Source organism: Prevotella sp. E15-22, assembly GCF_023204875.1.
Taxonomy (GTDB): domain Bacteria; phylum Bacteroidota; class Bacteroidia; order Bacteroidales; family Bacteroidaceae; genus Prevotella.
The window spans coordinates 1692628-1715303 of the sequence record NZ_CP096247.1; the positions used below are offsets into that span (position 1 = coordinate 1692628).

A 22676-nucleotide genomic window follows, 5' to 3' on the forward strand; every position below is an offset into this window, starting at 1 on the left:
CAAGTGCAAAAATACTAATAATTCCCGAATTAGCATGCACCAAACCGAAATAATCACGAAAAAAATATCTTTTATATGACGAATTCTCCACTTTTCTAATTATTTTTTAGTATTTTTGCACTCTAATAAACCAAAATAAAAGATGAACAAACTGGTTTTTAACAGCATCGCGGTCGAACGACGCAGCAGTATCAAAGTAATTGATCTCTTCGCAGGATGTGGAGGTCTAACCAAAGAGCAAAAGAGCACATGGAAGTATGGTACAATCCGTGTGGCAAAAGATTCATGCGAGAACCTATGGAAAGACAATCCATGTTTAAACGATCTATCGGAAGTGTTCCTTGCCGACTGGGAAGAGGAACTCCGGGACATCCCAAGAGGTGAGCAATTCTCTATCAAGGCAGACCTGAATGATTTGTGTCGTATAGGTAGATTCGAAATGACCCAGAAGATTGTGCGTTATTTTAGAGGCCTTGGGTTTCCTGTGTGCCGCGATTTCATTGGAAGAATCGAGGTTTGGATTCCCAAGGACGAAGGAAACGCCATCCTTTACAACAGATATACTCTCAGACCTTACTATAAAGACATAACAGATGGATGGCAGATTGATGTCAGCCATAGTGGCGAAAGTCGGTGTTCAAAGAAGACCTTGTATGAAGTTGACCTTGATGATCATGGTTTTGAAGTCGTAGTAGGAACAGAAGTGCTTCGCAGAAAGCAAGTCAAGCAACACCATTTTCAGAAATATGGTGGCGGATGTCCTATTGTAAATAGGTACACTAAGAAGATGCTTAATTTGTCAGAACCTCGCTCATACGACAGAAATAAGTATGCTACCAAGATGAAGAAGGTAAAAGACTTCATCCAAACATACCTTGTCATATCGCAGTTTCAAGATGCTCTTGACATTAATATATTGAACAACGGTGCTTTAATTGAAGTCAAACCAAGTAATATATTTATGGTAGATGACAAGGCGAAGAACCTCAAATACGGCGATGGCTATGTTGGGGCAATACCTCGCAATGAGTTTTCTGAGCATGGCCCATTTACTCAACCGCAGCCATTCAAATACTTCTTTGTCAGTTTGGATTCACCGAAGAGTAATGCTACACGCAATCGTCTTTACAACATTTTCCAGAATGGTCGTGACACTTCCGTAGTATGCAAGGGCGATATAGAAACAGGTACAAACAGAACTTTCAAACGATTGGGTGAGTATCTTACCCAACCCATATCATGGGTACCCAAACTCAGTCTTTCATATAAGTCATACGACACGGCACTACAGGAATTGCAGCAACATCTGATGGATGACAGCCGCTTCATTCCTGGCACAAACTACATAGCAATCATCATAAGTGAGATTCATAAGGACACGCAAGAACCGCGTCTGCATGAAATATATTACAGGATGAAAGAACTGCTGATGAAATCAAAAATTACGTCGCAGGTCATCTACGCTCCAAATATCGACAACAACAGTTTTGGATATTTCCTTCCCAACATCGCCGCAGCCATTACAGGTAAGCAGTTTGGTATGCCGTGGGGATTGGAAAGTCTGTCTCAACGAAACGATATGATTGTTGGCATTGGAGCATCTAAGCAGCAAGGACGAAGACCTTACCTCGGTACTGCTTTCTGCTTCGACAAGGAGGGACAATTCCGTGAGTTCGATTGCTGTCAGGCAGAAGATACCGAAGCTTTAGGAACGAGCTTGAAGAAAGCACTTTGGCAATTCTGTAAAGAGTACCAGAACCCCGACCGACTTATTATTCACTATTATAAGAAACTTCGCCGCGAAGAAGGAGAGCAGATTGAAATGATGCTCAAACAGAATGACTTGCAATGTCCTGTATATGTGGTCAACATGGTAACAGCCGTGAATGATGATTTGATAGCGTTCGATGTAAGCAAGAACGACTTTATGCCTGCAAGTGGTACATACGTGCATCTGAGAGACACACAATTTTTGCTTTACAACAACGAGAGATATTCCGATTATGGAAAGGCTGACATCCTCTTCCCAATCAAATTGACTATTACAAGCGCAAATACCAATACTGGAGGCATTCTGACTAAGGAAGATACCATCGATATTATCACTCAGGTTTATCAATTCTGCCGACTCTATTGGAAGTCGGTCAAGATGCAGAATGTGCCTATTACGATTGCATACCCGGAATTGGTAGCTGAATACGTTCCACATTTCAACGATGAGGACTTGCCGGAGTTTGGAAAACATAATCTCTGGATGCTCTAACGGATTGAAACTATGACATTAGCCATTATTGATAGCATGTTGAGAGGCGACCTGCGCAGACAGATACTCTCCACGTTAAAAACGGATAAAGAGATTTCTCTGCTCTGGCGTGACTTGATGAAAATCTTTTCTCAAGGTGGGCAAAGCCTGATGGCATTAGAGGAATCTCTAATTGCTGCTGTCGAAACAAGCGGATTAGTGCAGGTGTCTGCCGACTATAAAGATGACCGAGAGATACGTCAGGGGGCAGAACAAGCACGAAAACAAGGCATGAACTTTGGAGATGATGACTATACAAGAGTCGATGAAAAGCTTAGTCTTGAAGGATTATTTTCACCTACCCCGGAAACGACTCCAACGGAAAAGTTCCTTCATTTGTTGGTCAAGGTGGAATGTTGCAGAACTATGGAATGCCTACTGATGTTGGTAATGTCTGTTCAGGATGATGGTGTAGTACGCACCTATATTCGCAAGCTGTTCTCCTCTATCACGTCACTATGCAAAGACGCAAACGAAACATACATAAAGGAATCGCTCACCCAATTCTATTTTGAAGTATACCATACTTTCAGAAGAGTATTGGAGAAAAGCTTACAGCAGAAGTACGAAACGGACTTTGAGAATTTCGTTTTCGATTGGAAAGGCGAATTCCCAGATGCTGATGTTGTAATGAGATACAACGAAAAGGTGAAGGCTTTTACCCCATCTGTCATCCGACGAGTGAACACCATCCAATCTATATCTCAAGAACAAACAGCTACTGCTTCAGTCCTTCCCAAAGACAAATTCGATTTGTTTCTTGAAGCAGCCAATCTTTATACTTTCTCGGAAATGCCCAAGGTCAAAGAACTTGGCACACCACAGAAGATTCGTCAGTTGGTGGAATGCCTGCTTGAAGAAAAGGAAACTATAGCAGACACATTTGGACATACTGCTGCTATGTTGGATTTTCTTGATTTCTATAAATGGATTGCCGACCATCATGTAAGTGGCTATAAGCTTAATCAGCATGACACGTGGTGTACAAAGAATATCATGAACAAGGAAGCAGGAAATGCTTTCCGTCATTACAGATTATCTGTAAGTGTTTCTCCTACCGATACAAGAAATGCATCTTACAAGTATCTTGGCTGGAAATACAAAGACCTTGTGAAAGAGGAATACAAGAAGATAGTCGGAAGTTAGCAGCATCAGATTGATAATACATATTAGCCTTTGAATGGTAAACGAATACTGTTCAAAGGCTTTTTTAATGCCCGAATTTGAACAAAGTCCGAAAAGGTACGATTTCCGTACCCTGGGTCTAAAAAGGTCTTTTTGCTGATTTTCAGGGTACTAAAAGGTCTTAAGTCCTTTGCTGCCGAGAATTGAACAGTTCAGTTCTTGGCCGCTGTGGTTGGGCAATGCAGATGGTCTCACGCCCTTAATACCGCTATAAAATTATGAAAAAGGTATTAAAAAGCAACATTGAGGCAGGTTCAAGAGAATCTAACGAACCTCGCCTTCTCGGAAGCATCGTATCAGAAATGCTTCATGATAATTCACCGCTCGCTATTGGCTACCGCCAGTACATCGCTTCTCAGGAGAATGAGGAAGATGAAGAGCAAAGTTGGCACGCGAACACGGACTTGGGGTGTAACGTGAAGACACTTCTACGCAACGACAAGCGAGCAAAGGCGGGCAAGAGCTACCCGGGCGTGTTGAGACTTGACACGGATGCCGAAGTTGATGAGTTCATCTGCCGTGATCCACACTACACATTTGTGGAGACCGTACCTCAGACTGCCATCAAGCGCAATCCACACGTATTCGACAGTATGTTCGTCACGATTACTCGCAGGGATGATGGTTCTTATCGTCCAAACTTAAAACAGATGCCAAAGCTTGGTTCGAACCTGAGTATTGACAACTATGCTTTCGAGGTGTATCGCGAACTACGTCAAGGACTGAAGAGCCTTATAGAGAAGTAAGTGACAGGCTGAAGCGTTTCAGCGTTTCAGCGTTTCACCCAAGGAAAAGTCGTTTCATCTTCTTTATTAATACTTATAACTATCTAATAATTAATAAGTTATATATAAGAAAAGAGATTAAACACCCCACATACCCCCTACTGAAACGCTGAAACGCGAAACGCTGAAACGCCATAGTATTAACGTAAATAATTGATTATCAACATGAAATACGATATCACAAAATCAACAGCACCCTCAATGCCTACTCTTGGCAAGGGCACAGAATGTTTTAAATTGCTGCTTTCGCAGACCAGTCAGGACATGAATGAACCACTCCTACCCATGCTTTCTCCTGTAATAGGCACCAAAATCAGTCAGGCAGAATTTCAATATCCCTCGGGTCAATGGTTCGAAATGTGCGGTCAGCAGGCTGCTTTGATAGCCGATAGTGCAGGAAACAAGGGTCAGTTGGGACTCTTAGTGGAAGCCTGCAACCGCGATTTCCGTCAGCAGGATGCTGAAGAACTGAGAAAGTATCTCGAATATCAGAAGACCTACAAAAAGCGCTCTCAGTCGAAGGAACGACCTGAAGAGGTGTTTCCGTTGCTCAGATTCCTGCCTGCCGACTGCTCGAAGCCGGGCTACCTGAAAGCACAGATGGCTTGTCAGGAGCATGGCGGACTGAGCACCTACATCGACCTGAAAGAGATTGAGCAGCTGGACAACCTTTGCGGCAATCACAAGCAGGTGACGCAGATGCTGCGCCTGATGTGGGACCGTGAGGTGTACAACGCCCTGCGTGCTACGGTGGATGGCATCACGGGCTCGGCCTTATTAAGAACTAACCTGACCGTCAGCACGACGCCCATCCGAGCACGCCAATTCTTCAAGTACAACCTCTACGACGGCACGCTGGGACGCATGGTTTTCTCCTATAAGGCTCGTGGAAACCGTGACGGAAAGATTCCACGCATAGGTAAGTTCAGTGATGATTTCTATGGGAAGTTGGACGAGTATCTAGCTCGCCTCGACAACTGCAAGGGGCGCTATGTCATCAAACCGCTGAACAAGCTCATAGAACATTTGGCCAACGACATCGCCGAGTTGGGCGACTTGACCGATAACGACAGCCTCTGGGATATGGGTAAGCGTAGTCTGATTTCTGCTTGGAAGGCTGGTTGCATCATGTGGGCGCTCAACAATATGACATGGACGCGCTCGATGGGCGACGTGGTAGAATGGTTGGTCTTCCATGACATGTGGAGTAAATACCAGGTGCTGGGCGACCTGCTGAAAGAGGGTGACACCTGTACGACTGAGGCCTCGAAGGCCGCACCTGCCAATATGCTCGACGATATCAAGGGCGACTCGTTTAACGAACAGCAACTGGAGGCTCTTCGATTGGAGTCAGGCAAGAGCAAGGAAGGCACCAAGCGACAGCTGCGCGTGTGGGTGCATCGCGGACTGATAACCTTCAACGAGCAGACAGGGCTTTACACGAAGACCGAGTCTTACCTAAACCGCACACGATAATGGAAAAGTACGAACTTCAGAAGCTCCGCGACCTCCCCATCGAGGGGGTCGCGGAGCGACTTGGACTGCGGGTGGCGAGGCACAAAGCGCTGTGTCCGTTTCATGCCGACTCGCATCCGAGTCTTTCGTTTAAGGTAAGCAAGAATACGTATCGGTGTTTTGTGTGTGGGGCTTCGGGCGGCACGATTGACTTGGTGATGCGGCACCTGCATCTGGACTTCCGAGCTGCTTGCAAGTGGCTGGCCAACGAGAACAACATCATCCTTGACGAATGGAAGTCGCAAGAGGTAACCACTCCCCTCCCTCACAGGGAGGGGTTGGGGGTGAGTCTGCATCGATACGAAAGATTTTTTGATCGGCCGTTTTTGAACGACGAGGCACGGCGGTTTCTTTTTGACGAGCGACGGATTGACCCGAGGGTGGTTCGCTGGTGCCGACTCACTTCGTGGAAAGATAAGCAGGGCGTGCCGTGGCTGCAGATTCCTTATTACGATTGTGAGGGGCGACTGGTGGGCGTGCAGAACCGCAACCTGATAAAGGGTGCTCTGCCTCGCTTCCGCTTTCCTCAGGGCTCGCAATGTGGCATCTACAACCTGCCCGTGTTGAACCTGCTTCGATCGGGCGAGGAGCTCTTTATCACCGAGGGCGCTTCCGACTGCTGGGCCATGCTCTCGGCAGGTCATAAGGCCATTGCCATCCCCTCGGCCACGCTGCTCATAAAAGCGGACATGGAACAATTGTCAATTCTCAATTCTCAATTATCAATTAGCTATCACATGTATCCCGATCGTGATGCGCCTGGCGAGCGACTGTTCCTGCAACTGAAAGAGGTGCTGCCTTCGTTGGTGCATCATCAGTTGCCACCTGACTGCAAAGACTTTAGTGAACTGTACTTAAAGCGATTATCAAAATCGGCTGACTCGTGACAATATGCCGTTTCGTGGGGCTCGATATGCCGTTTCGAGCCCCACGATCTGCCGTTTCCTCACCCACAAAATAAAACAAATATTTTTCAGAAAAAAGTTGGCAAAATATTTGCAGGATTCAGAAAAATTTTGTACCTTTGTAATGCGTTTAAGAGACGTCCTTAACCATTAAAAATAACGCAAGTTTAACCATTAAAGAACCATTAAAAGTTATGGCAAAATCAAGAATTCCTCTGGACATTATTCTATCCCAGAACAAGAACATGGCCTCGAAGGCCTACTGTAAGTGGTATGGCCGTGTGATTCGTCGTACAACGCTGAACACTCGCGCACTGTGTCAGCACATTGAGAGTCACGGAAGCATCTACACAAGTGATGTGGTGGCTGGTGTCATTGCCACTTTGCGTCGCTGCATTCCCGAACTCATTGCGCAGGGCGTGGCCATTCAGTTGGAGGGCATCGGCACATTCTATCCCATGCTTGAGTCGGCAGGTGCCAACAAAATCGAAGAGTACAGCGTTGCAGAGCACGTGAAGGGTGTGCACGTGCGCTTCCATCCCGACAGCACCACGCTGGACAACCTGACAAGTCGCGTCATGAAGGAGAAGTGCGCTCTGCGCGTCAAGAGCATCGTCAACTACGAGGAAGGCCCCGACGGTAGAGCGGTAAAAGGCGAGACATCTTTCAGCGAATATGTTGCATCGATTAAGGCTGACGAGGCTGCCCACAAGAACAACAACTCTGGCAACGGCAACAACAACGGTTAACCATTAAAAATCAAAAAGTATCATGAAGAAAGAAGGTTGGAAAACAATCTTGCAGATTATTGCAAGCGTCATTACGGCCATCCTCACCACACTGGGCACCACCTCGTGCATGGGAGTCTGAGCATCGATGACAAAGAAAGAAGGGATGTACTCAAAACGAGTGCATCCCTTTTGTTCTAATAAAAAAACAGGAGGGACGCATCACGCGGGCCTCCTGCAAATAAATAACAAAAATTCTTTTCTACAGCATTTTTATAGAAAAATGCTTTCGAAAAACCATGAAAGTAGCCTCACGGCCACGATATACTTAACTAAATGATTTCATCATTTTAGAGCGAGGCCACAGCGGCCTTGTCAATCCATTCGTAAATGCACGAGCAAATGCCGAACAGCAGGATGCCCGCGGTGCAGATGGCGAGGCTCCAGTTGATGGCAGCGCCATTGCGGAAGGTGGGCAGTGGGTTCTCTTCTTTGGTGATATACATGGCCTTGACGATGAGCAGATAGTAGTACAAGCTGACCACCGTATTGATGAGGGCGATGAACACCACGAAATAGGGCCAGAAGGGTGCACTCTCGTGACCACCTACGGCACTCATAAATACAAAGAACTTTGAGAACATGCCTGCAAAGGGAGGAATGCCGGCCAGCGAGAAGAGCGCAAGGGTCATCAGCAGGGCCAACTTGGGGTTGGTCTGATAAAGGCCGTTGTAGGCGCTCATCTGAGTCTTGCCGCCATTGTTCTCCTCCACGGTGCTGATAACGGTGAACACGGCCATGTTGGCAGCCACGTAAACCAGCACGTAGAATGTGAGGGCGGTGAGACTGGCGGTGCTGTTGCCCACCACGGCCAGCATGATATAGCCTGCCTGCGAGATTGACGAGAAGGCCATGAAGCGCTTCAACTCGCTCTGACGGATGGCCATGAGGTTGCCCACGGTGATGGTGAGCATGATGACAATCCAGAGCAGGGGCTGCCATAGGTCTACCAGGCGTCCGAAGACGTGGATGAGGATGATGGCCAGCGTCAGCGTGGCTGCACCCTTCGACACAACGCTCAGATAACCCGTGACGGGTGTGGGAGCACCCTCGTAGGTGTCGGCCGTCCAGAAGTGGAAGGGCACCAGCGAGATCTTGAAACCGAGTCCACTGAAGAAGAACACCATGCCCATAATGGTGAGCGGGGTGAGCTGAATCTGTGCGGCCATATCATCGAAATAAAGCGTGCCTACAGCACCATAGAGGAACGAGATGCCATAGAGCATCACGCCGCTCGAGAAGGTGGCTGTGAGGATATACTTGGCAGCGGCCTCGGCCGACTTCTGCTTGTAGCGGTCGAAGGCTACGAGGCAGGCCATGGGCACGGATGCCATTTCGAGTCCGAGGAAGAACATGAGGAAATGTCCGGCAGACATCATCATATACATACCCAGGAGTGTTGAGATGACCAGCACATAGAACTCGCCCGAGATCTTGGTGGCGTTGTTGTTGATCCACGACTGCGACATCACGACAACGATGAAGGTGCCCAGGGTGAGCACGGTCTTCATCACATTGACGATGGCCGACGAAACATACAGACCTCCGAAGGCTGTGGCAGGCTGGGCCATGAAGCAGGGCACCAACTGGCACAGCAGCAGAGCGCCGGTGAGGATGCTCAGCACGTGGGTCTTGCGGGGGCTCGTGCTCAATGCAAAGTCGGCACAGAACACTATAATCAAGGCCAACATCAGGGTTGCCTCGGGAATCATATTCAAAAATTGACTGTAATCCATTTCTTTTCCTCCTTTACATGACTCCAATTGAACTTAAGATATTTCCTACTGAGGGCGAGATCATATCGCTGAAGAAGAAGGGAGCGCAACCCAGACCGGCCACACAGAAGATGAGGCAGCACACGGCCACGCGCTCGTCCCATGTGGCATCGGTGAGTTCCAGGAAGTGCTTGTTCTCAACCTCGCCATACAGAATCTTACCCACCACACGCAGAATGTAGACTGCGGTGACCACAATCGACGTACAGGCAATGATGGTGGCCACCATGCGGAACGACGATGAGGGATCGCCCGACATCTCGCCTGCGCTGAACGAGCCAACGAAGATGGTCATCTCGGCAATGAAGCCTGAGAAGCCGGGCAGACCCAGGTTGGCCAAACCGGCAATGACATAGCCCACAGCCAGGAAAGGCATAATCTTCATCAGGCCTGCCAACTCGCGGATGTCGCGGGTGTGGGTACGTCCGTAGATCATACCGATGAGGGCGAAGAAGAGGGCGGTCATCAAACCGTGTGACAACATCTGGAGGATAGCACCCGTGCAGGCGGTCTTCTGCATCATGAGCAGCGCGAAGAGCACCAGTCCGCAGTGTGACACCGACGAATAGGCGTTGATATACTTCAGGTCGGTCTGCACGCAAGCGCTCAAGGCACCATAGACCACCGAGATGGTGGTGAGAATCAGGAAGATCCATGACAGGTTCTGAGCGGCGTCGGGCAGCAGATACATGGCCAGGCGGAAACAGCCATAGCCACCGAGCTTCATCAGTACGCCTGCGTGCAGCATTGATACGGCTGTGGGCGCAGAAGCGTGACCGTCAGGGCTCCATGTGTGGAAGGGGAACAGTGCACCCAGCACACCGAAACCGATGAAGATGAAGGGGAAGAAGGCATTCTGAACCTCCTCGGGGATGTTGTGCATAGCAGCAATCTCGTTGACGTTCATCGTGGTGTGGCCGCTGAAGTAATAGATACCCAGCACACCGAGAATCAGCAGGGCCGAGCCACCCATCAGCATCAGGGTGAGCTTCATGGCCGAGTATTCCTTGCGTCCACTACCCCACACGCCAATGAGCAGGTACATGGGGATCAGGGCTACCTCGTAGAACATGAACATGGTGAACATGTCGGTGCAGATAAAGAAGCCGTAAACACCCGTTGAAAGGAGGGTGAACCAAAGGAAATACTCCTTGGTCATGGGCTTCAGCTGCCATGAGGCGAAGGTGCCGGTGAACACGATGATGCTCGACAGGAGCAGCATGACCACCGAGATGCCGTCGACGCCTACGCTGTAGGCAATATTCAGGGGCTTGAACCAAGGCGTAGAGGCCACGAGCAGCATCTCTGCATCGTTGCCGCCGTTACGCTCGGTCACAAAATAATAGCAAAGCCAGATGGACAGCGCCAGCAACATTGACGAGCCGGCCACCATCACGCCACGCACCTGGTTGAGGTTGCGGGCAATCCACAATCCCAGAAGCATCAGGGCGGGAATCAAAACGAATAAACTTAATATATTCATAATCTTATTCCTTTCTTATAGTTACTATAGGCACTATAGATACTATAGTACTATAGAGCTAATAGGATTAATGTTAATGCCACTGTGCCGGTGAGGAACCAAACGGCATACTTGCGCACGTCGCCACTCTGCCAGGCACGCAGACTCTCGCCGCCCTCGTTGGCACCCCAAGCCAGGAAGTTGAACGTACCGTCAACAATATGGCGGTCGAACCAGGCAATGGGCGTAGAAACGCAACGGAAGATGATGCGGTGGGTGACATACTGCCAAATCTCGTCCTGATAGAAACGCTTGTAGGCTGCACGGTGCAACTTGGGGAACGTCTTATACAGGCGGTCGGCAATGGGCTGACTCTCACCTTTATAGATATAGGTGGCCAGACAGATGCTCAGGATGGCGATGACCGTTGAGGTGGCTGCAATCTGGGTGTCGAAGTGGATGGTATAGTCGGTACCGGCAGCCGATACGAACGAACCAAAACTGCCACCCCAATCCAGGAAGCCTGCCAGCGTAGAATAAACACCCACGCCAACGGTGATCACACAGAGCACAATGAGAGGCAGGGTCATGGTGAGCGGAGCCTCGTGTGGTGTGTGATGCTCGTGTGCCTCTTTGTTCTCTGTACCCCAGAAGATGCCGTAGTACAGGCGGAACATATAGAAGGCGGTCATAGCGGCAATACCCGTCATGATCCAACCAACCACCGGACTGTAGGCCATGCAGGCGGTGATAATCTCGTCCTTCGAGCTGAAGCCCGAGAAGAAGGGAATACCGGCAATGGCCAGACATGAGATGAGGAAGGTGATGTGGGTGATAGGCATATACTTGCGCAGGCCACCCATCAGGGCCATCTCGTTAGAGTGAACGGCATGGATGATACAGCCGGCACCCAGGAACAGGCAGGCCTTGAACATAGCGTGGGTGAAGAGGTGGAACATGCCAGCCATATAACCCAGCTGTGCGTGGTTGTCGAGCAGAGCGCCGTGATGACCGGGCAGCGATACGCCAAGGGCCACCATCATGAAGGCAATCTGAGAAATGGTCGAGAAGGCCAGCACACGCTTGATGTCGCTCTGGGCGCAAGCCACAGCAGCTGCATAGAAGGCGGTGATAACGCCTACCCAAACCACAATCGACATAGCCTCGGGGGCATACTCAATCCAGAGGGGGAACATACGTGCAATCTGGAACACACCGGCCACCACCATCGTAGCGGCGTGGATGAGTGCAGATACAGGTGTTGGGCCCTCCATGGCATCGGGCAGCCAGATGTGCAGGGGGAACATGGCACTCTTACCGGCACCACCGATGAACATCAGCACCAGAGCCGTAGGCAGAATAAAACCACCTGCGGCAACGGCCTTGGCCATATTGCCCTCGATGAACGGTGTGGTGCCCTGACCCATCACGATGTCGCCAGCAAACGAGAAGCTGAACGAATCGGTATAATAGCCGAAGGTCAGAATACCAATCAGGAAGAACATATCGGCAAAGCGGGTCACGATGAAGGCCTTCTTACTGGCTGCAATGGCGGGCTTCAAAGGATAGTAGAAGCCGATGAGCAGGTAAGATGATACACCCACAAGCTCCCAGAACATGTACATCTGGAAGATGTTGGTGGCCAAAACCAGGCCCAGCATTGACATGGTGAAGAGGCTCAGGAAAGCGTAGTAGCGCTGGAAACCTTTCTCACCGTGCATATAGCCGAATGAGTAGATGTGAACCATCAACGACACGGTTGAGATGACCACGAGCATCATCACCGAGATAGGATCCAGAAGGATACCCATGTCGAAGTGGAGATTGCCCAGAGGCAGCCATGTGAAGTTGAAGGGAACGATGGTCTGGAAGATACCCTCTGCCGTACGGGGGGCCGTGAAATAGGTGATGGCCGTGAGGTATGACAGAACAGTAACCAGCGACAGCGAGCAAGTGCCGATGAGTCCGGCAGTCTTGTGCTGCATCTTCATGCCAGCCAGTCCTAACACGAGGAAGGACAGCAGCGGCAGAAGCAGAATCAAATAAGATAATTCGTAGATCATAGCGGTTTATCCTTTCATGTTAGTAATAGCGTCCACGCTGTCACTCTTGAAGTTGCGGAACACATTAATAATAATAGCGATAGCCACAGCACTCTCGGCTGCACTCACACCAATCGAGAAGAGGGTCATGAAGAAGCCCTCGAGCTCGCCGGGGAACAGCAGGCGGTTGAACGCTGCGAAGTTAATGTCAACGGCATTGAGCACCAGCTCGATAGAGATGAGCATAGCGATGAGGTTGCGACGGGTGACGAAACCATAGACGCCGATGAAGAACAGGAGTGCTGAGAGCACAAAATAACATTCTACAGGTACCATAGCTTAATCCTCCTTTTTACGTGAAACAACCAAACCGCCGATGATGCATGCCAGCAGGAATACTGAGATAAACTCGAACGGCAACACATACTGATACTTTTCGCTACCCAGCAGGGCGGTACCAATCTGGTCCATAGGCAACTCGTCGGTGGTGGCGGCGCTGATGAAGCTGTTCTTCAGGAAGACAACAGCTACGGTGGCCAGACCTACAACCGAGAGAAGCAGGCCCTGGAGCATGCGCGAGCACTTGATGTGCTCAACCATTCCCTGCAGCGTCTGCTTGCTTACCAGCTGGATGGCAAACACATAGATCATCGTTACGCCACCGGCATAAACGGCAATCTGTGCGGCACCCAGGTAGGTGTAATCGAGCAGGAAGTAAAGACCTGCTACGCCAAAGAGCACGAACAACATATAGGTGGCGGCTCTCATGATTCGCTTTGTTGTCACACACAACAGGGCAGAACCCAGGATGACAACAGCGAGAATAGAAAATACTACTATACTAGCCATAGTGCGGTTTACTTCTTTTTAGTGTTAAACTTACCAACCTGCCACTCGGCTCCACCTTCAAGGATGTTGGGCAGCGAGCCGCCGCCGTATACCTCTTTATTAAGGTGAAGTACCAATGAGTCGCGACTGAACGTGGCGTTCTCGAAATCGTTGGTGAACTCGATGGCGTCGAAGTTGCAGGCATTGGTGCAGAGCTGACAGAACATGCAGTCGCCCAGGTCGTACTGATAGTCGTCGAGCACCTTCTTTTTCTTGCCCGTCTCGGGATCTTCCTCCATGTGGGCAGTAATCTTGATAGTGCCGTTAGGACAAGCCTTCTCGCACAAGGTGCAGGCCGTGCACTTGTAGGCGCCATCTTCGTTACGCTTGAAGACCAGACGTCCGCGATGACGCTTCGACACGTGGAGTGTGGTCTTGCGGTTCTCAGGGTACTGCTCAGTAGATTTGTTGGTCCAGTAGTCCTTGAAGTACTCACCCAGGGTGACCTTCATACCGGTGGCCAACGTCTTGATGCCGTGCCCTATTTCTCCGAAATATGATTTTTCTTTTTCCATTTTTACTTTTTCTTTTTAAGGTCCTTAAGTATTTAAGGTCGCTTTAAAGATACAGTCCGAAGGCCACAATGACCGTCATCAGCACCAGGTTGATAAGTGCCAGCGGCATCAGGTACTTCCACTCTAACTTCAGAATCTGGTCGATACGCAGACGGGGGAACGTCCACTTAATCCACATGAGCAACCAAACCAGCAGGAAGGCCTTACCCATGAACCACACGATGCCGGGGATATACTGCATCACCTCGTCGAAGGCCTCGACACCAATCTGAATGGGTGCCCAGCCGCCCAGGAATACGGTGGCAGCGATGCCGGCAATAATAAAGAGGTTGAGGAACTCGGCCAGGTAGAAGAAGCCGAAGCCCATACCAGAATACTCGGTGTGGTGACCGGCTGTCAACTCGCTCTCGGCCTCGGCCATATCGAACGGGCCGCGGTTGGCTTCAGCATTTCCGGCGATAAGGAACACCAGGAATGCGATGATGGCGGGCACGTGACCCTTGACGATGAGCCATCCCCAAGGACCGGCCTGACTCTCGACGATGCCGCTCACCTGCATGGTGCCTGTCAGGATGACAGCCGTGATAAGGCAGAGGCAGAGTGACATCTCGTAAGAAATCATCTGAACGGCGGCACGCATGGCCGATACCACAGAATACTTGTTGTTAGAGCCCCAACCGGCGAGGAAGATGCCTACGACGCCAATTGACGAGATGGCGGTGAGCAGGAAGATGCCTACGTTGAAGTCGAGGATGTGAGCACCACGGTTCCAGGGCAGGAAGGCGAAAGCGCCAACCGAACCGATGATAACCAGGAAGGGAGCCACGATATAAAGCAGTTTGTCGGCCTTATCAACGATGAAGATCTCCTTGATGAGCATCTTCAGCACGTCGGCCAGCACCTGCATCAAGCCCCATGGTCCTACGCGAACCGGGCCGATACGGCACTGGAAGTAGGCGCAGACCTTACGCTCCATGAAAATCAGTATCATAGCGATTACCGAGTAGGCACCCAGGATGGCTGCACCCACGAGCACACACTCAATGAGAATCGCAAAGAACTCGCTCAGTCCCAGGGTCTGCATAAGCAGTTCGTGAAACCAAGTGGTTACTTGTGAGAAATCAAATATATGTTCCATAGTTTGTTTTATCTGTCGATGTCAGGTATAACAATATCAATAGCTGCACCAGTGGTCACCAGGTCGGCAATCTTCTGGCCACGCAGCATGGGGTCGAGTGCACCAACGAGCGAGAGACCCATAGGACGCATCTTCATGCGGTAAGGACTCTTGTCGCCCTTTGAATCAAGGTATACGCCAAACTCACCTGCAGCACCCTCGACAGAGAAGTACCACTGTCCCTCGGGCACCTTGATGATGGGCTTCTGCTTCACATAGAAGTCACCCTCGGGGATATTGTCGATGAGTTGCTCAATGATGTTCAAGCTCTGATACATCTCGTTGATGTGAACCAGATAACGACCCATAGAGTCGCAGGTGTCGAGGGTGATCTGCTCGAAGTCCACCTTACCATACATGTCGTAAGGATGGTTCTTGCGAACGTCGTTCTTCCAACCAGAAGCACGACCGGCAGGACCTGTCACACCATAATTAATACAGTCGGCCATCGACATAGGACCTACATTCTCCAGACGGTTGTGGGCGATGATGTTATCGCCAAACACGTCCATGTATTCCTTAATCATCGGACGCAGGTACTTACAGAGTTCCTTCACGTTGTTCACGAAGTTAGGATCAATGTCGTCCTGCAGGCCACCTATTCTATAATAGTTCTGAATGAGGCGTCCGCCGGTGGTCTCCTCCATCACGTTGAGCACATGCTCACGGTCGCGCATGCCATAAAGGAAGGCGGTGAGGGCGCCCAGGTCCTGAGCACAGCATGAGGTGAACAGCAGGTGACTGTCCAAACGCTGAAGCTCGTCCATGATGGTGCGGATATAGTGGATGCGGTCGGTCAACTCAACCTCCATAGCTTCCTCGATGACGCCCACCAGCGCGTGGCGCTGCTGCATGGCGCAGAGGTAGTTCAGACGGTCGGTCAGAGCCAGCGTCTGAGGATAGGTCATTGACTCCCACATCTTCTCGATGCCACGATGAATATATCCCAGATGAGGATAAACGCGCTTCACGGTCTCACCATTCAGCACGGTCTGCAAGCGGAGCACACCATGGGTTGAGGGGTGCTGAGGACCGATATTGATGACGTAGTCGTCGGAAGCGAAAAGCTTGTTCTCTTTCTTCTGCAGACGGCCGTCGCGATCAAGCGAATACTCGAGTCCGAAGTCGGGCTCGTTGTCGTCCTCAAGTGTATACTCGTTAGTGGCCTGGAAGTCCTTGCGAAGGGGGTATCCCTTGAAGTCGTTGCGCAGGAACAGGCGACGCATGTCGGGATGTCCCAGGAACTTGATGCCGAGGAAATCGAAGCACTCGCGCTCCAGGAGGTCGGCACCCTTCCAGATGTTAACCACAGTAGGAATGACGCTCTCGCCATCAACAACCTTTGCCAGCATCTTCACGCTGACACGCTCGTGACTCTCGGTATTCTCGAGGATATACACACAGCCAAGACCTTCTTCTTCGCCGAAGTCCTCGCCAACGATGGTCACCAGGAAGTCGAAGTGCTTCTTGTCTTTCAAGTTCTGCATCTCCTGTGCGAACTTGTCGAAGTCAAATACAAGATGATTCAGTTTCATTTCGCTTCCTCCTGTTCTTTTTTAAGGGTTTCTGTAAACTCTGCAGGCACCTCGGTCACCACAATGGGCTTCTTGCCGCCGCGTCCGTAGGTCAGCTCTTCGTTAGAGACACCCAGAGCGGCCTCTTCCTTGGTCTGCTTGTGGTTGGCACCACCGAAGAACTTCTCGATCTTCACCTTACGCTGCAGCTGCATCATGCCATAGAGGATGGCCTCCGGACGGGGAGGACAACCTGGGATGAACACATCCACAGGAACAATCTCCTCGATACCCTTCACCACATGATAACTCTGTTTGAAGGGGCCACCGCTGATGGCACATCCACCAACAGCTACCACATATTTAGGCTCGGCCATCTCGTCGTAAAGACGCTTCAAGGCAGGAGCCATCTTGTGGGTAATGGTGCCGGCACACATGATGAGGTCGGCCTGACGGGGAGAGTTACGCGTTACCTCGAAACCGAAGCGCGAGAAGTCGTAGCGCGAACAACCGCACGCCATAAACTCGATACCGCAGCACGAAGTGGCAAACGTAAGTGACCAAAGCGAGTTTGAACGTCCCCAGTTGATCAGGGAGTCCAGATTGCCTGTTACCACGTTGACACCGCCCTCATGGAGCTCGTCAACGATTTTCTCCAACGATTCGTTATCCTTGAACTCGTCGTATGGTAGAGACTTGATTGCTGGCTTTCTTACTTCCATTCCAGTGCTCCTTTCCGCCAAGCATAAGCCAGGCCAAATACTAATACTACCAGGAAGAACCCGATTGACAGCAGAGCCATCGGTCCGAAGTCCTTCACAACTACAGCCCACGGATACAGAAACACAGTTTCTACATCGAACATGAGAAAGAGGATGGCAAATAAATAATAGCCCACGTTAATGGGAATCCAACTGGAACCACGTGTAGGAATACCGCATTCAAACGGTTCACCCTTGACCTTATTATAGGAACGTGGACCTAATAGTTTCGCCGTAACGTAAGCTGCTGCCACCAGTGTAATAGCCGTCACTAGGACGGTAATTAACATTGTGAAATTCATAAAACTATTTAATGTTATAACAATATCGTCTGTTTTAAAGGCGGTGCAAAGGTAGCAATTAATTTGCAAACAAAAGACATATTTTACCAAAATCTTTTTGCCTTTTTGAAAAAAAAGAGTACTTTTGCACAACAAATTAACATAACAAACTTACAAACTTGAAAACAATAACAAAAAACTTACTATTTTCGCTACTTGCCACACTTCCCATGCAGATGGTAGCGCAATGTTATGACTTCGACCTGACGAAGTCGCAACCGGTTTATAACGACAGCATCGGATTCGGATACGACATCCTACCCGCCCCTCGCACAAAGAACACCACCGATCCGTTCTACTTCTCGGTAAAGGTGCCCGACGGTAACTATCGCGTTGAGGTGGTCGTTGGAGGCAAGAAGAATTCTGACAACACCGTCAGAGCGGAAGGGCGCAGATTGATGGCCGAGAACATCAAAACAGTCAAACAGAAGGACACTAAGAAAGTGGTGTTTGTGGTCAACAAGCGCTCTACATATATCTCTGAAACAAAACAGGTTAAGATTAAGGCGCGCGAGAAAGACTACATGGCGTGGGATGACAAGCTCACTCTGGAGTTTAATGGCTCGAACCCCGCCGTCAAAAGTATTCACATCGAGAGGGTTGACGTACCTACGATTTACCTCTGCGGCAACTCGACCGTGGTCGACCAGAACTTCGAGCCATGGGCCTCGTGGGGACAGATGATTACACGCTGGTTCGGCCCCGAGGTAGCCATCTCGAATCATGCCGAAAGCGGTCTCACGGCCCGCACATTCATCGCCTCGAACAGACTGGACAAGATTCTGTCGACCCTCAAAAAGGGTGATTATGTGTTTGTGGAATTCGGTCATAACGACGAAAAAGAAAAGCGCCCCGGCGACGGTGCCTGGTATCACTATCAATACCAACTGAAGATCTTTATTGACGAGGTGCGCGCAAAGGGCGCCGACATCGTGTTCTGCACACCCACGCAGCGACGCTTTTTCGACAAGGACAACAAAACCATTATGAACACGCACGGCGACTTTCCCGCGGCCATGAAGATGGTGGCCGAAAAGGAGCATGTGCCCCTGATTGATCTGAACCAAAAGACGAAGGTGTTCTTTGAAACTTTAGGGTTCGAAGACTCCAAGCGCGCGTTGGTTCACTACCCGAAGAGCATGTATGGCAAGGAGTTGGCCGACAATACGCACTTCAATCCCTTCGGAGCCTACGAGGTGGCCAAATGCGTGGTGATGGGTATCAAAGAGCTGAATCTGCCCATTGCGAAATATTTGCGTGATGATTGGCAGGACTTCAACCCTGCTCAGCCCGACAATTGGAGGACGTTTAAGTGGGCGCCCTCGCGTATGGTGGAAGATGCAAAACCTGACGGCAACTAAACAACGATGAAGAAACTACTATTTATATTTACGCTGGCTTCTCTGACAACTATTGCCTCTGCCCAGTCTTGGCCAACGCCAACAACAGAAGCGAAGCCAGGCACCCGTTGGTGGTGGCTGGGGTCGGCTGTCGACAAGGAGAACTTGAAATGGAACCTCTCAGAATATGCCAAGCACGGCATTGGAGCAGTTGAGATAACACCAATCTATGGCGTTCAAGGAAACGACAAGAACAACATTCCATATTTGTCGGACCAATGGCTCGACATGCTGCGCTATACACAACAGCAAGTGGAGCACAACGGGATTGAACTGGACATGTCGACTGGTACTGGCTGGCCCTTCGGCGGCCCTTGGGTTCCTTTGAAGGAAAGTGCCTGTAAGGCCGTTTTTGTAAGTAAGTCACTTACGAACAGCAAACAGGCTGTTTGCGACATCAATCCGGCAGGTTCAGATGCCAAAAATGCCTTTCTTGAAAAGGTCATGCTGTATGGCGATGGACAGGCTCTCGATGTAACTTCGCAAGTCAGCAACAATCAGCTAACGCTACCCGGCAGCATCCCGTTTAAGCCAAAGTCCATCGTGGCTCTTTATATCAAATATGGTGTAATGAAGGTGAAGCGTGCAGCTCCTGGCGGCGAAGGACTTGTGATTGACCATTTCGACCGCAATGCCGTGGCGCACTATCTGCAGCATATTGAGCAGGCCTTTGAACGCACCAAGACGCCCTATCCTCACACGTTCTTCAACGACTCGTACGAAGTAGAGGCTGGCACTTGGACCCCTACCCTTCTGGATGAGTTTGAGAAACGTCGCGGCTATAAACTGGAAAATCATTTTCCCGAGTTATTGGCCTATGAACCGCAGGTTTTGAGCGACTATCGCGAAACGCTTGGCGACCTGCTCCTCGAAAACTTCACGCGCCAGTGGACAGCCTGGGCACATAAGCACGGTGCCATCACGCGCAATCAGGCTCACGGTTCGCCTGCCAACCTAATTGACTGCTACGCTGCTGTCGACATACCCGAGATTGAGGGTTTTGGCCTTTCTGATTTCGGCATCAAGGGTCTGCGACAAGATCCCGGTAAAACACGCAAGAACGATAGTGATTTCTCCATGTTGAAATATGCGCCTTCTGCGGCTCATATCTGCGGGAAAACCTACACGTCGAGTGAGACTTTCACATGGCTCACCGAGCATTTCCGCACATCGCTATCGCAACTCAAACCCGACATCGACCTGATGTTCTGCGCTGGTGTCAACCACATGTTCTTTCACGGCACTTGTTATTCTCCAAAAGACGACGAATGGCCCGGATGGAAATTTTATGCCTCTATTGATATGAGTCCCACGAACAGCATCTGGCGTGATGCGCCGTTCTTTATGGACTACGTGACGCGCTGCCAGAGTTTCCTGCAGATGGGACAGCCGGATAACGACTTCCTTGTATACCTGCCTGTGCGCGACATGTGGAAAAAGAATACGGGCAAACTGCTCATGCAGTTTTCTATTCACGCCATGGGGCAGTTGGCGCCTGAGTTTATCAAGAGTATCCTGGCCATCGAGAAGGCAGGTTACGACTGCGACTATATTAGCGACCAACTGCTGGAAAAAGTTCGAAGAGACGGCAACCGATTGGTCACCGAGGCAGGCACAAGTTACAAAGCCATCGTTATACCCACTGGCACCACTATCACACCTCAACTCAAAAGGACACTCGAACGCCTGTCACCAATGGTTATCTATGGAGAGAACGACGCTGACATGGCTCGCTTTGCGCAACCCGAACTCATGAAAAGCAAGTTGGGACTCAAAGCCATCCGTCGCAAAAACGACAACGGATATCACTATTTCATCGCCAACCTGACGCCAAACGACGTCGACGAGGATGTGACAATAGCCGTTCCATTCAAAGATGCGCTTTGGTTTAATCCTTTGAATGGTGATATTGCCCGTTGCGAATGCAGCAATGGCAATAAAGTTTCCATACATCTGAAGAGTGGAGAATCCATGATTCTTCAATTATTCAACGAAGAAATAACAGCCAACATTTCTCCTTTAAACGCAGGAAAAGACTCAAGAGAAATAGCCATCAATGGTCCTTGGAATCTCTCATTCATAGATTCGTCCATCGACACAAACAAATCGTACAAAATCGACACATTAAAAACATGGGAGAATCTGAACGATGAGACAAGTGCGCTGATGGGTACTGGCGTTTACACCACTACACTCAAGTTGTCGAAGAAAGCGCTAGGCGACGGCCAATGGCTTATTGACTTAGGCGACGTACGCGAATCAGCCCGAGTTTATATCAACGGCCAATTTGTTGGATGCGCTTGGTCGGTGCCGTTTATTCTCGACACGAAAGGCACTCTGAAAGCGGGCAGCAACGAACTCCGCATTGAGGTCACTAATCTGCCTGCCAACCGTATTGCCAGTCTTGACCGTCAAGGCGTGAAATGGCGCAAGATGGAGGAAATAAATGTTGTAGACATCAACTACAAAAAGACGACATACGACCAATGGGAACCGATGCCAAGCGGTCTGAACTCGCCAATCAGATTAATCAAGAACTAAGAAACAAGTAATGGAAAGCGCCACTGGTTATTTAATGTAGAAGTCGTCAGTAAGCTGCCGATACCATTCCGACCTGACGCCTGGCGCATCCTCAATCACACCCGTGCCACTATCTATGCTGGCTGCACTACTAAGTGCAAAGCAAAACAGATAGCGGCGCGGCTGTTTTTGGGGGGTAGTCTTTACTGCACACTCCCTATGAAGGAAGAAACCGTGCAGACTTGCCTCTTCCAACACTCTGCTGCGATAATCGGCAGGCGCCACAAGTGACAACTTTCCATGTGCCGTCAATACCCTTTTTCCCAATTCGAATAAGGCTGCATACGAAAAACCGTCATCGTGTCGGGCCATGGTTCGCTGGTTGTCAAGGCACGTCAACGACTTTTCAAAGAATGGCGGATTAGACACCACACAATCATAACTACCTTCCAGGATATTGGCATCTGCCTGTTCAATTCTGACGCGATGCGAAAAAGGTGCTGTCGCAACGTTCTGAGAAGCCTGACCAACAGCCTTCTCGTCGATATCAACCCCCACCACTTGAGCAGAAGGAAAACGCTGTGCCATCATCAACGCAATGAGTCCTGTGCCAGTACCCACATCCAGGATGCGCTCACCACCGTCGGCCCAAGCCCCAAGTAGCGTTCCGTCTGTTCCAACCTTCATTGCACAATGCTGCTGCCAGATGGTAAATTGTTTGAATTCAAAGTAGTTATTTGCCATAATCGGCCGCAAAGTTATACATTTTTTGTTAATAATCAACTAATATATACCAATTTA

At 49.8% G+C, this 22676-nt stretch carries 20 protein-coding genes; 9 read left to right on the plus strand and 11 right to left on the minus strand.

Features of this window, described 5'->3' with window-relative positions; genetic code table 11:
* The first annotated feature begins 142 nt into the window (after positions 1–142).
* From M1D30_RS06835 to M1D30_RS06865, 7 genes are all read left to right on the plus strand, one after another.
* On the plus strand, positions 143–2263 hold the full coding sequence (locus M1D30_RS06835; RefSeq protein WP_248502272.1) for a Piwi domain-containing protein: 2121 nt from the start codon (positions 143–145) through the stop codon (positions 2261–2263).
* A gap of 12 nt (positions 2264–2275) precedes the next feature.
* Positions 2276–3448, plus strand: a complete 1173-nt coding sequence (locus tag M1D30_RS06840; protein WP_248502274.1) for a hypothetical protein — start codon at positions 2276–2278, stop codon at positions 3446–3448.
* 257 nt (positions 3449–3705) lie between these two features.
* On the plus strand, positions 3706–4233 hold the full coding sequence (locus M1D30_RS06845; RefSeq protein WP_248502277.1) for a hypothetical protein: 528 nt from the start codon (positions 3706–3708) through the stop codon (positions 4231–4233).
* Positions 4234–4437: 204 nt separating this feature from the next.
* Positions 4438–5748, plus strand: coding sequence for a hypothetical protein (locus tag M1D30_RS06850; protein WP_248502279.1), 1311 nt, complete (start codon positions 4438–4440; stop codon positions 5746–5748).
* On the plus strand, positions 5748–6674 hold the full coding sequence (locus tag M1D30_RS06855) for a CHC2 zinc finger domain-containing protein (RefSeq protein WP_248502281.1): 927 nt from the start codon (positions 5748–5750) through the stop codon (positions 6672–6674). Before M1D30_RS06850 ends, M1D30_RS06855 begins: the two co-directional genes overlap by 1 nt.
* 212 nt (positions 6675–6886) lie before the next feature.
* The gene (locus tag M1D30_RS06860) at positions 6887–7441 is read left to right on the plus strand and encodes a hypothetical protein (protein WP_248502284.1); all 555 of its coding nucleotides are present in this window, start codon (positions 6887–6889) and stop codon (positions 7439–7441) included.
* A gap of 22 nt (positions 7442–7463) precedes the next feature.
* The gene (locus tag M1D30_RS06865) at positions 7464–7562 is read left to right on the plus strand and encodes a smalltalk protein (RefSeq protein ID WP_248502286.1); all 99 of its coding nucleotides are present in this window, start codon (positions 7464–7466) and stop codon (positions 7560–7562) included.
* Positions 7563–7770: 208 nt separating this feature from the next.
* Here the strand turns inward: M1D30_RS06865 and M1D30_RS06870 are convergent, their stop codons facing one another.
* From M1D30_RS06870 to M1D30_RS06915, 10 genes are read right to left on the minus strand one after another with little or no spacing between them, the layout of a single operon-like run.
* The gene (locus M1D30_RS06870) at positions 7771–9216 is read right to left on the minus strand and encodes an NADH-quinone oxidoreductase subunit N (protein ID WP_248502288.1); all 1446 of its coding nucleotides are present in this window, start codon (positions 9214–9216) and stop codon (positions 7771–7773) included.
* A 13-nt stretch (positions 9217–9229) separates the two neighbouring features.
* The gene (locus M1D30_RS06875) at positions 9230–10738 is read right to left on the minus strand and encodes a NuoM family protein (RefSeq protein ID WP_248502290.1); all 1509 of its coding nucleotides are present in this window, start codon (positions 10736–10738) and stop codon (positions 9230–9232) included.
* 50 nt (positions 10739–10788) lie between these two features.
* A complete protein-coding gene (gene nuoL, locus M1D30_RS06880) occupies positions 10789–12780 on the minus strand; it encodes an NADH-quinone oxidoreductase subunit L (protein ID WP_248502293.1) in 1992 nt (663 codons plus the stop codon).
* Positions 12781–12786: 6 nt separating this feature from the next.
* Positions 12787–13095, minus strand: coding sequence for an NADH-quinone oxidoreductase subunit NuoK (gene nuoK / locus M1D30_RS06885; protein WP_248502295.1), 309 nt, complete (start codon positions 13093–13095; stop codon positions 12787–12789).
* 3 nt (positions 13096–13098) lie between these two features.
* Complete coding sequence (locus tag M1D30_RS06890; protein ID WP_248502297.1) at positions 13099–13608, minus strand: NADH-quinone oxidoreductase subunit J; 510 nt, start codon at positions 13606–13608, stop codon at positions 13099–13101.
* 8 nt (positions 13609–13616) lie between these two features.
* Positions 13617–14162: an NADH-quinone oxidoreductase subunit I gene (locus M1D30_RS06895; protein WP_248502299.1), complete on the minus strand. Its 546-nt coding sequence runs from the start codon at positions 14160–14162 to the stop codon at positions 13617–13619.
* Between the two features lie 43 nt (positions 14163–14205).
* Positions 14206–15291, minus strand: a complete 1086-nt coding sequence (gene nuoH / locus M1D30_RS06900; protein WP_248507764.1) for an NADH-quinone oxidoreductase subunit NuoH — start codon at positions 15289–15291, stop codon at positions 14206–14208.
* Positions 15292–15308: 17 nt separating this feature from the next.
* A complete protein-coding gene (locus tag M1D30_RS06905) occupies positions 15309–16874 on the minus strand; it encodes an NADH-quinone oxidoreductase subunit C (protein WP_248502307.1) in 1566 nt (521 codons plus the stop codon).
* A complete protein-coding gene (locus M1D30_RS06910; protein ID WP_248502310.1) occupies positions 16871–17575 on the minus strand; it encodes an NADH-quinone oxidoreductase subunit B in 705 nt (234 codons plus the stop codon). The genes M1D30_RS06905 and M1D30_RS06910 overlap by 4 nt, the downstream gene beginning before the upstream one ends.
* Positions 17566–17916, minus strand: a complete 351-nt coding sequence (locus M1D30_RS06915; RefSeq protein WP_248502312.1) for an NADH-quinone oxidoreductase subunit A — start codon at positions 17914–17916, stop codon at positions 17566–17568. The genes M1D30_RS06910 and M1D30_RS06915 overlap by 10 nt, the downstream gene beginning before the upstream one ends.
* Before the next feature lie 158 nt (positions 17917–18074).
* On the opposite strand from M1D30_RS06915, the gene M1D30_RS06920 reads away from it, so the two are divergent.
* Both M1D30_RS06920 and M1D30_RS06925 read left to right on the plus strand, forming a co-directional pair.
* Positions 18075–19316, plus strand: coding sequence for a rhamnogalacturonan acetylesterase (locus tag M1D30_RS06920; protein ID WP_371874050.1), 1242 nt, complete (start codon positions 18075–18077; stop codon positions 19314–19316).
* A gap of 6 nt (positions 19317–19322) precedes the next feature.
* Complete coding sequence (locus M1D30_RS06925) at positions 19323–21896, plus strand: glycosyl hydrolase (RefSeq protein ID WP_248502314.1); 2574 nt, start codon at positions 19323–19325, stop codon at positions 21894–21896.
* A gap of 27 nt (positions 21897–21923) precedes the next feature.
* On the opposite strand, the gene M1D30_RS06930 is transcribed toward M1D30_RS06925, so the two are convergent.
* Positions 21924–22619, minus strand: a complete 696-nt coding sequence (locus M1D30_RS06930) for a tRNA1(Val) (adenine(37)-N6)-methyltransferase (protein WP_248502316.1) — start codon at positions 22617–22619, stop codon at positions 21924–21926.
* Positions 22620–22676 lie beyond the last annotated feature (57 nt).

Coding starts and splice junctions, on each gene's coding strand:
- M1D30_RS06875 (WP_248502290.1), bottom strand. CDS start 10,738: ATGAATATATTAAGTTTATTCGTTTTGATTCCCGCCCTGATGCTTCTG.
- M1D30_RS06915 (WP_248502312.1), bottom strand. CDS start 17,916: ATGAATTTCACAATGTTAATTACCGTCCTAGTGACGGCTATTACACTG.
- M1D30_RS06840 (WP_248502274.1), top strand. CDS start 2,276: ATGACATTAGCCATTATTGATAGCATGTTGAGAGGCGACCTGCGCAGA.
- M1D30_RS06850 (WP_248502279.1), top strand. CDS start 4,438: ATGAAATACGATATCACAAAATCAACAGCACCCTCAATGCCTACTCTT.
- M1D30_RS06890 (WP_248502297.1), bottom strand. CDS start 13,608: ATGGCTAGTATAGTAGTATTTTCTATTCTCGCTGTTGTCATCCTGGGT.
- nuoK (WP_248502295.1), bottom strand. CDS start 13,095: ATGGTACCTGTAGAATGTTATTTTGTGCTCTCAGCACTCCTGTTCTTC.
- M1D30_RS06855 (WP_248502281.1), top strand. CDS start 5,748: ATGGAAAAGTACGAACTTCAGAAGCTCCGCGACCTCCCCATCGAGGGG.
- M1D30_RS06865 (WP_248502286.1), top strand. CDS start 7,464: ATGAAGAAAGAAGGTTGGAAAACAATCTTGCAGATTATTGCAAGCGTC.
- M1D30_RS06905 (WP_248502307.1), bottom strand. CDS start 16,874: ATGAAACTGAATCATCTTGTATTTGACTTCGACAAGTTCGCACAGGAG.
- M1D30_RS06835 (WP_248502272.1), top strand. CDS start 143: ATGAACAAACTGGTTTTTAACAGCATCGCGGTCGAACGACGCAGCAGT.
- M1D30_RS06870 (WP_248502288.1), bottom strand. CDS start 9,216: ATGGATTACAGTCAATTTTTGAATATGATTCCCGAGGCAACCCTGATG.
- nuoL (WP_248502293.1), bottom strand. CDS start 12,780: ATGATCTACGAATTATCTTATTTGATTCTGCTTCTGCCGCTGCTGTCC.
- M1D30_RS06845 (WP_248502277.1), top strand. CDS start 3,706: ATGAAAAAGGTATTAAAAAGCAACATTGAGGCAGGTTCAAGAGAATCT.
- M1D30_RS06910 (WP_248502310.1), bottom strand. CDS start 17,575: ATGGAAGTAAGAAAGCCAGCAATCAAGTCTCTACCATACGACGAGTTC.
- M1D30_RS06925 (WP_248502314.1), top strand. CDS start 19,323: ATGAAGAAACTACTATTTATATTTACGCTGGCTTCTCTGACAACTATT.
- M1D30_RS06860 (WP_248502284.1), top strand. CDS start 6,887: ATGGCAAAATCAAGAATTCCTCTGGACATTATTCTATCCCAGAACAAG.
- M1D30_RS06895 (WP_248502299.1), bottom strand. CDS start 14,162: ATGGAAAAAGAAAAATCATATTTCGGAGAAATAGGGCACGGCATCAAG.
- M1D30_RS06930 (WP_248502316.1), bottom strand. CDS start 22,619: ATGGCAAATAACTACTTTGAATTCAAACAATTTACCATCTGGCAGCAG.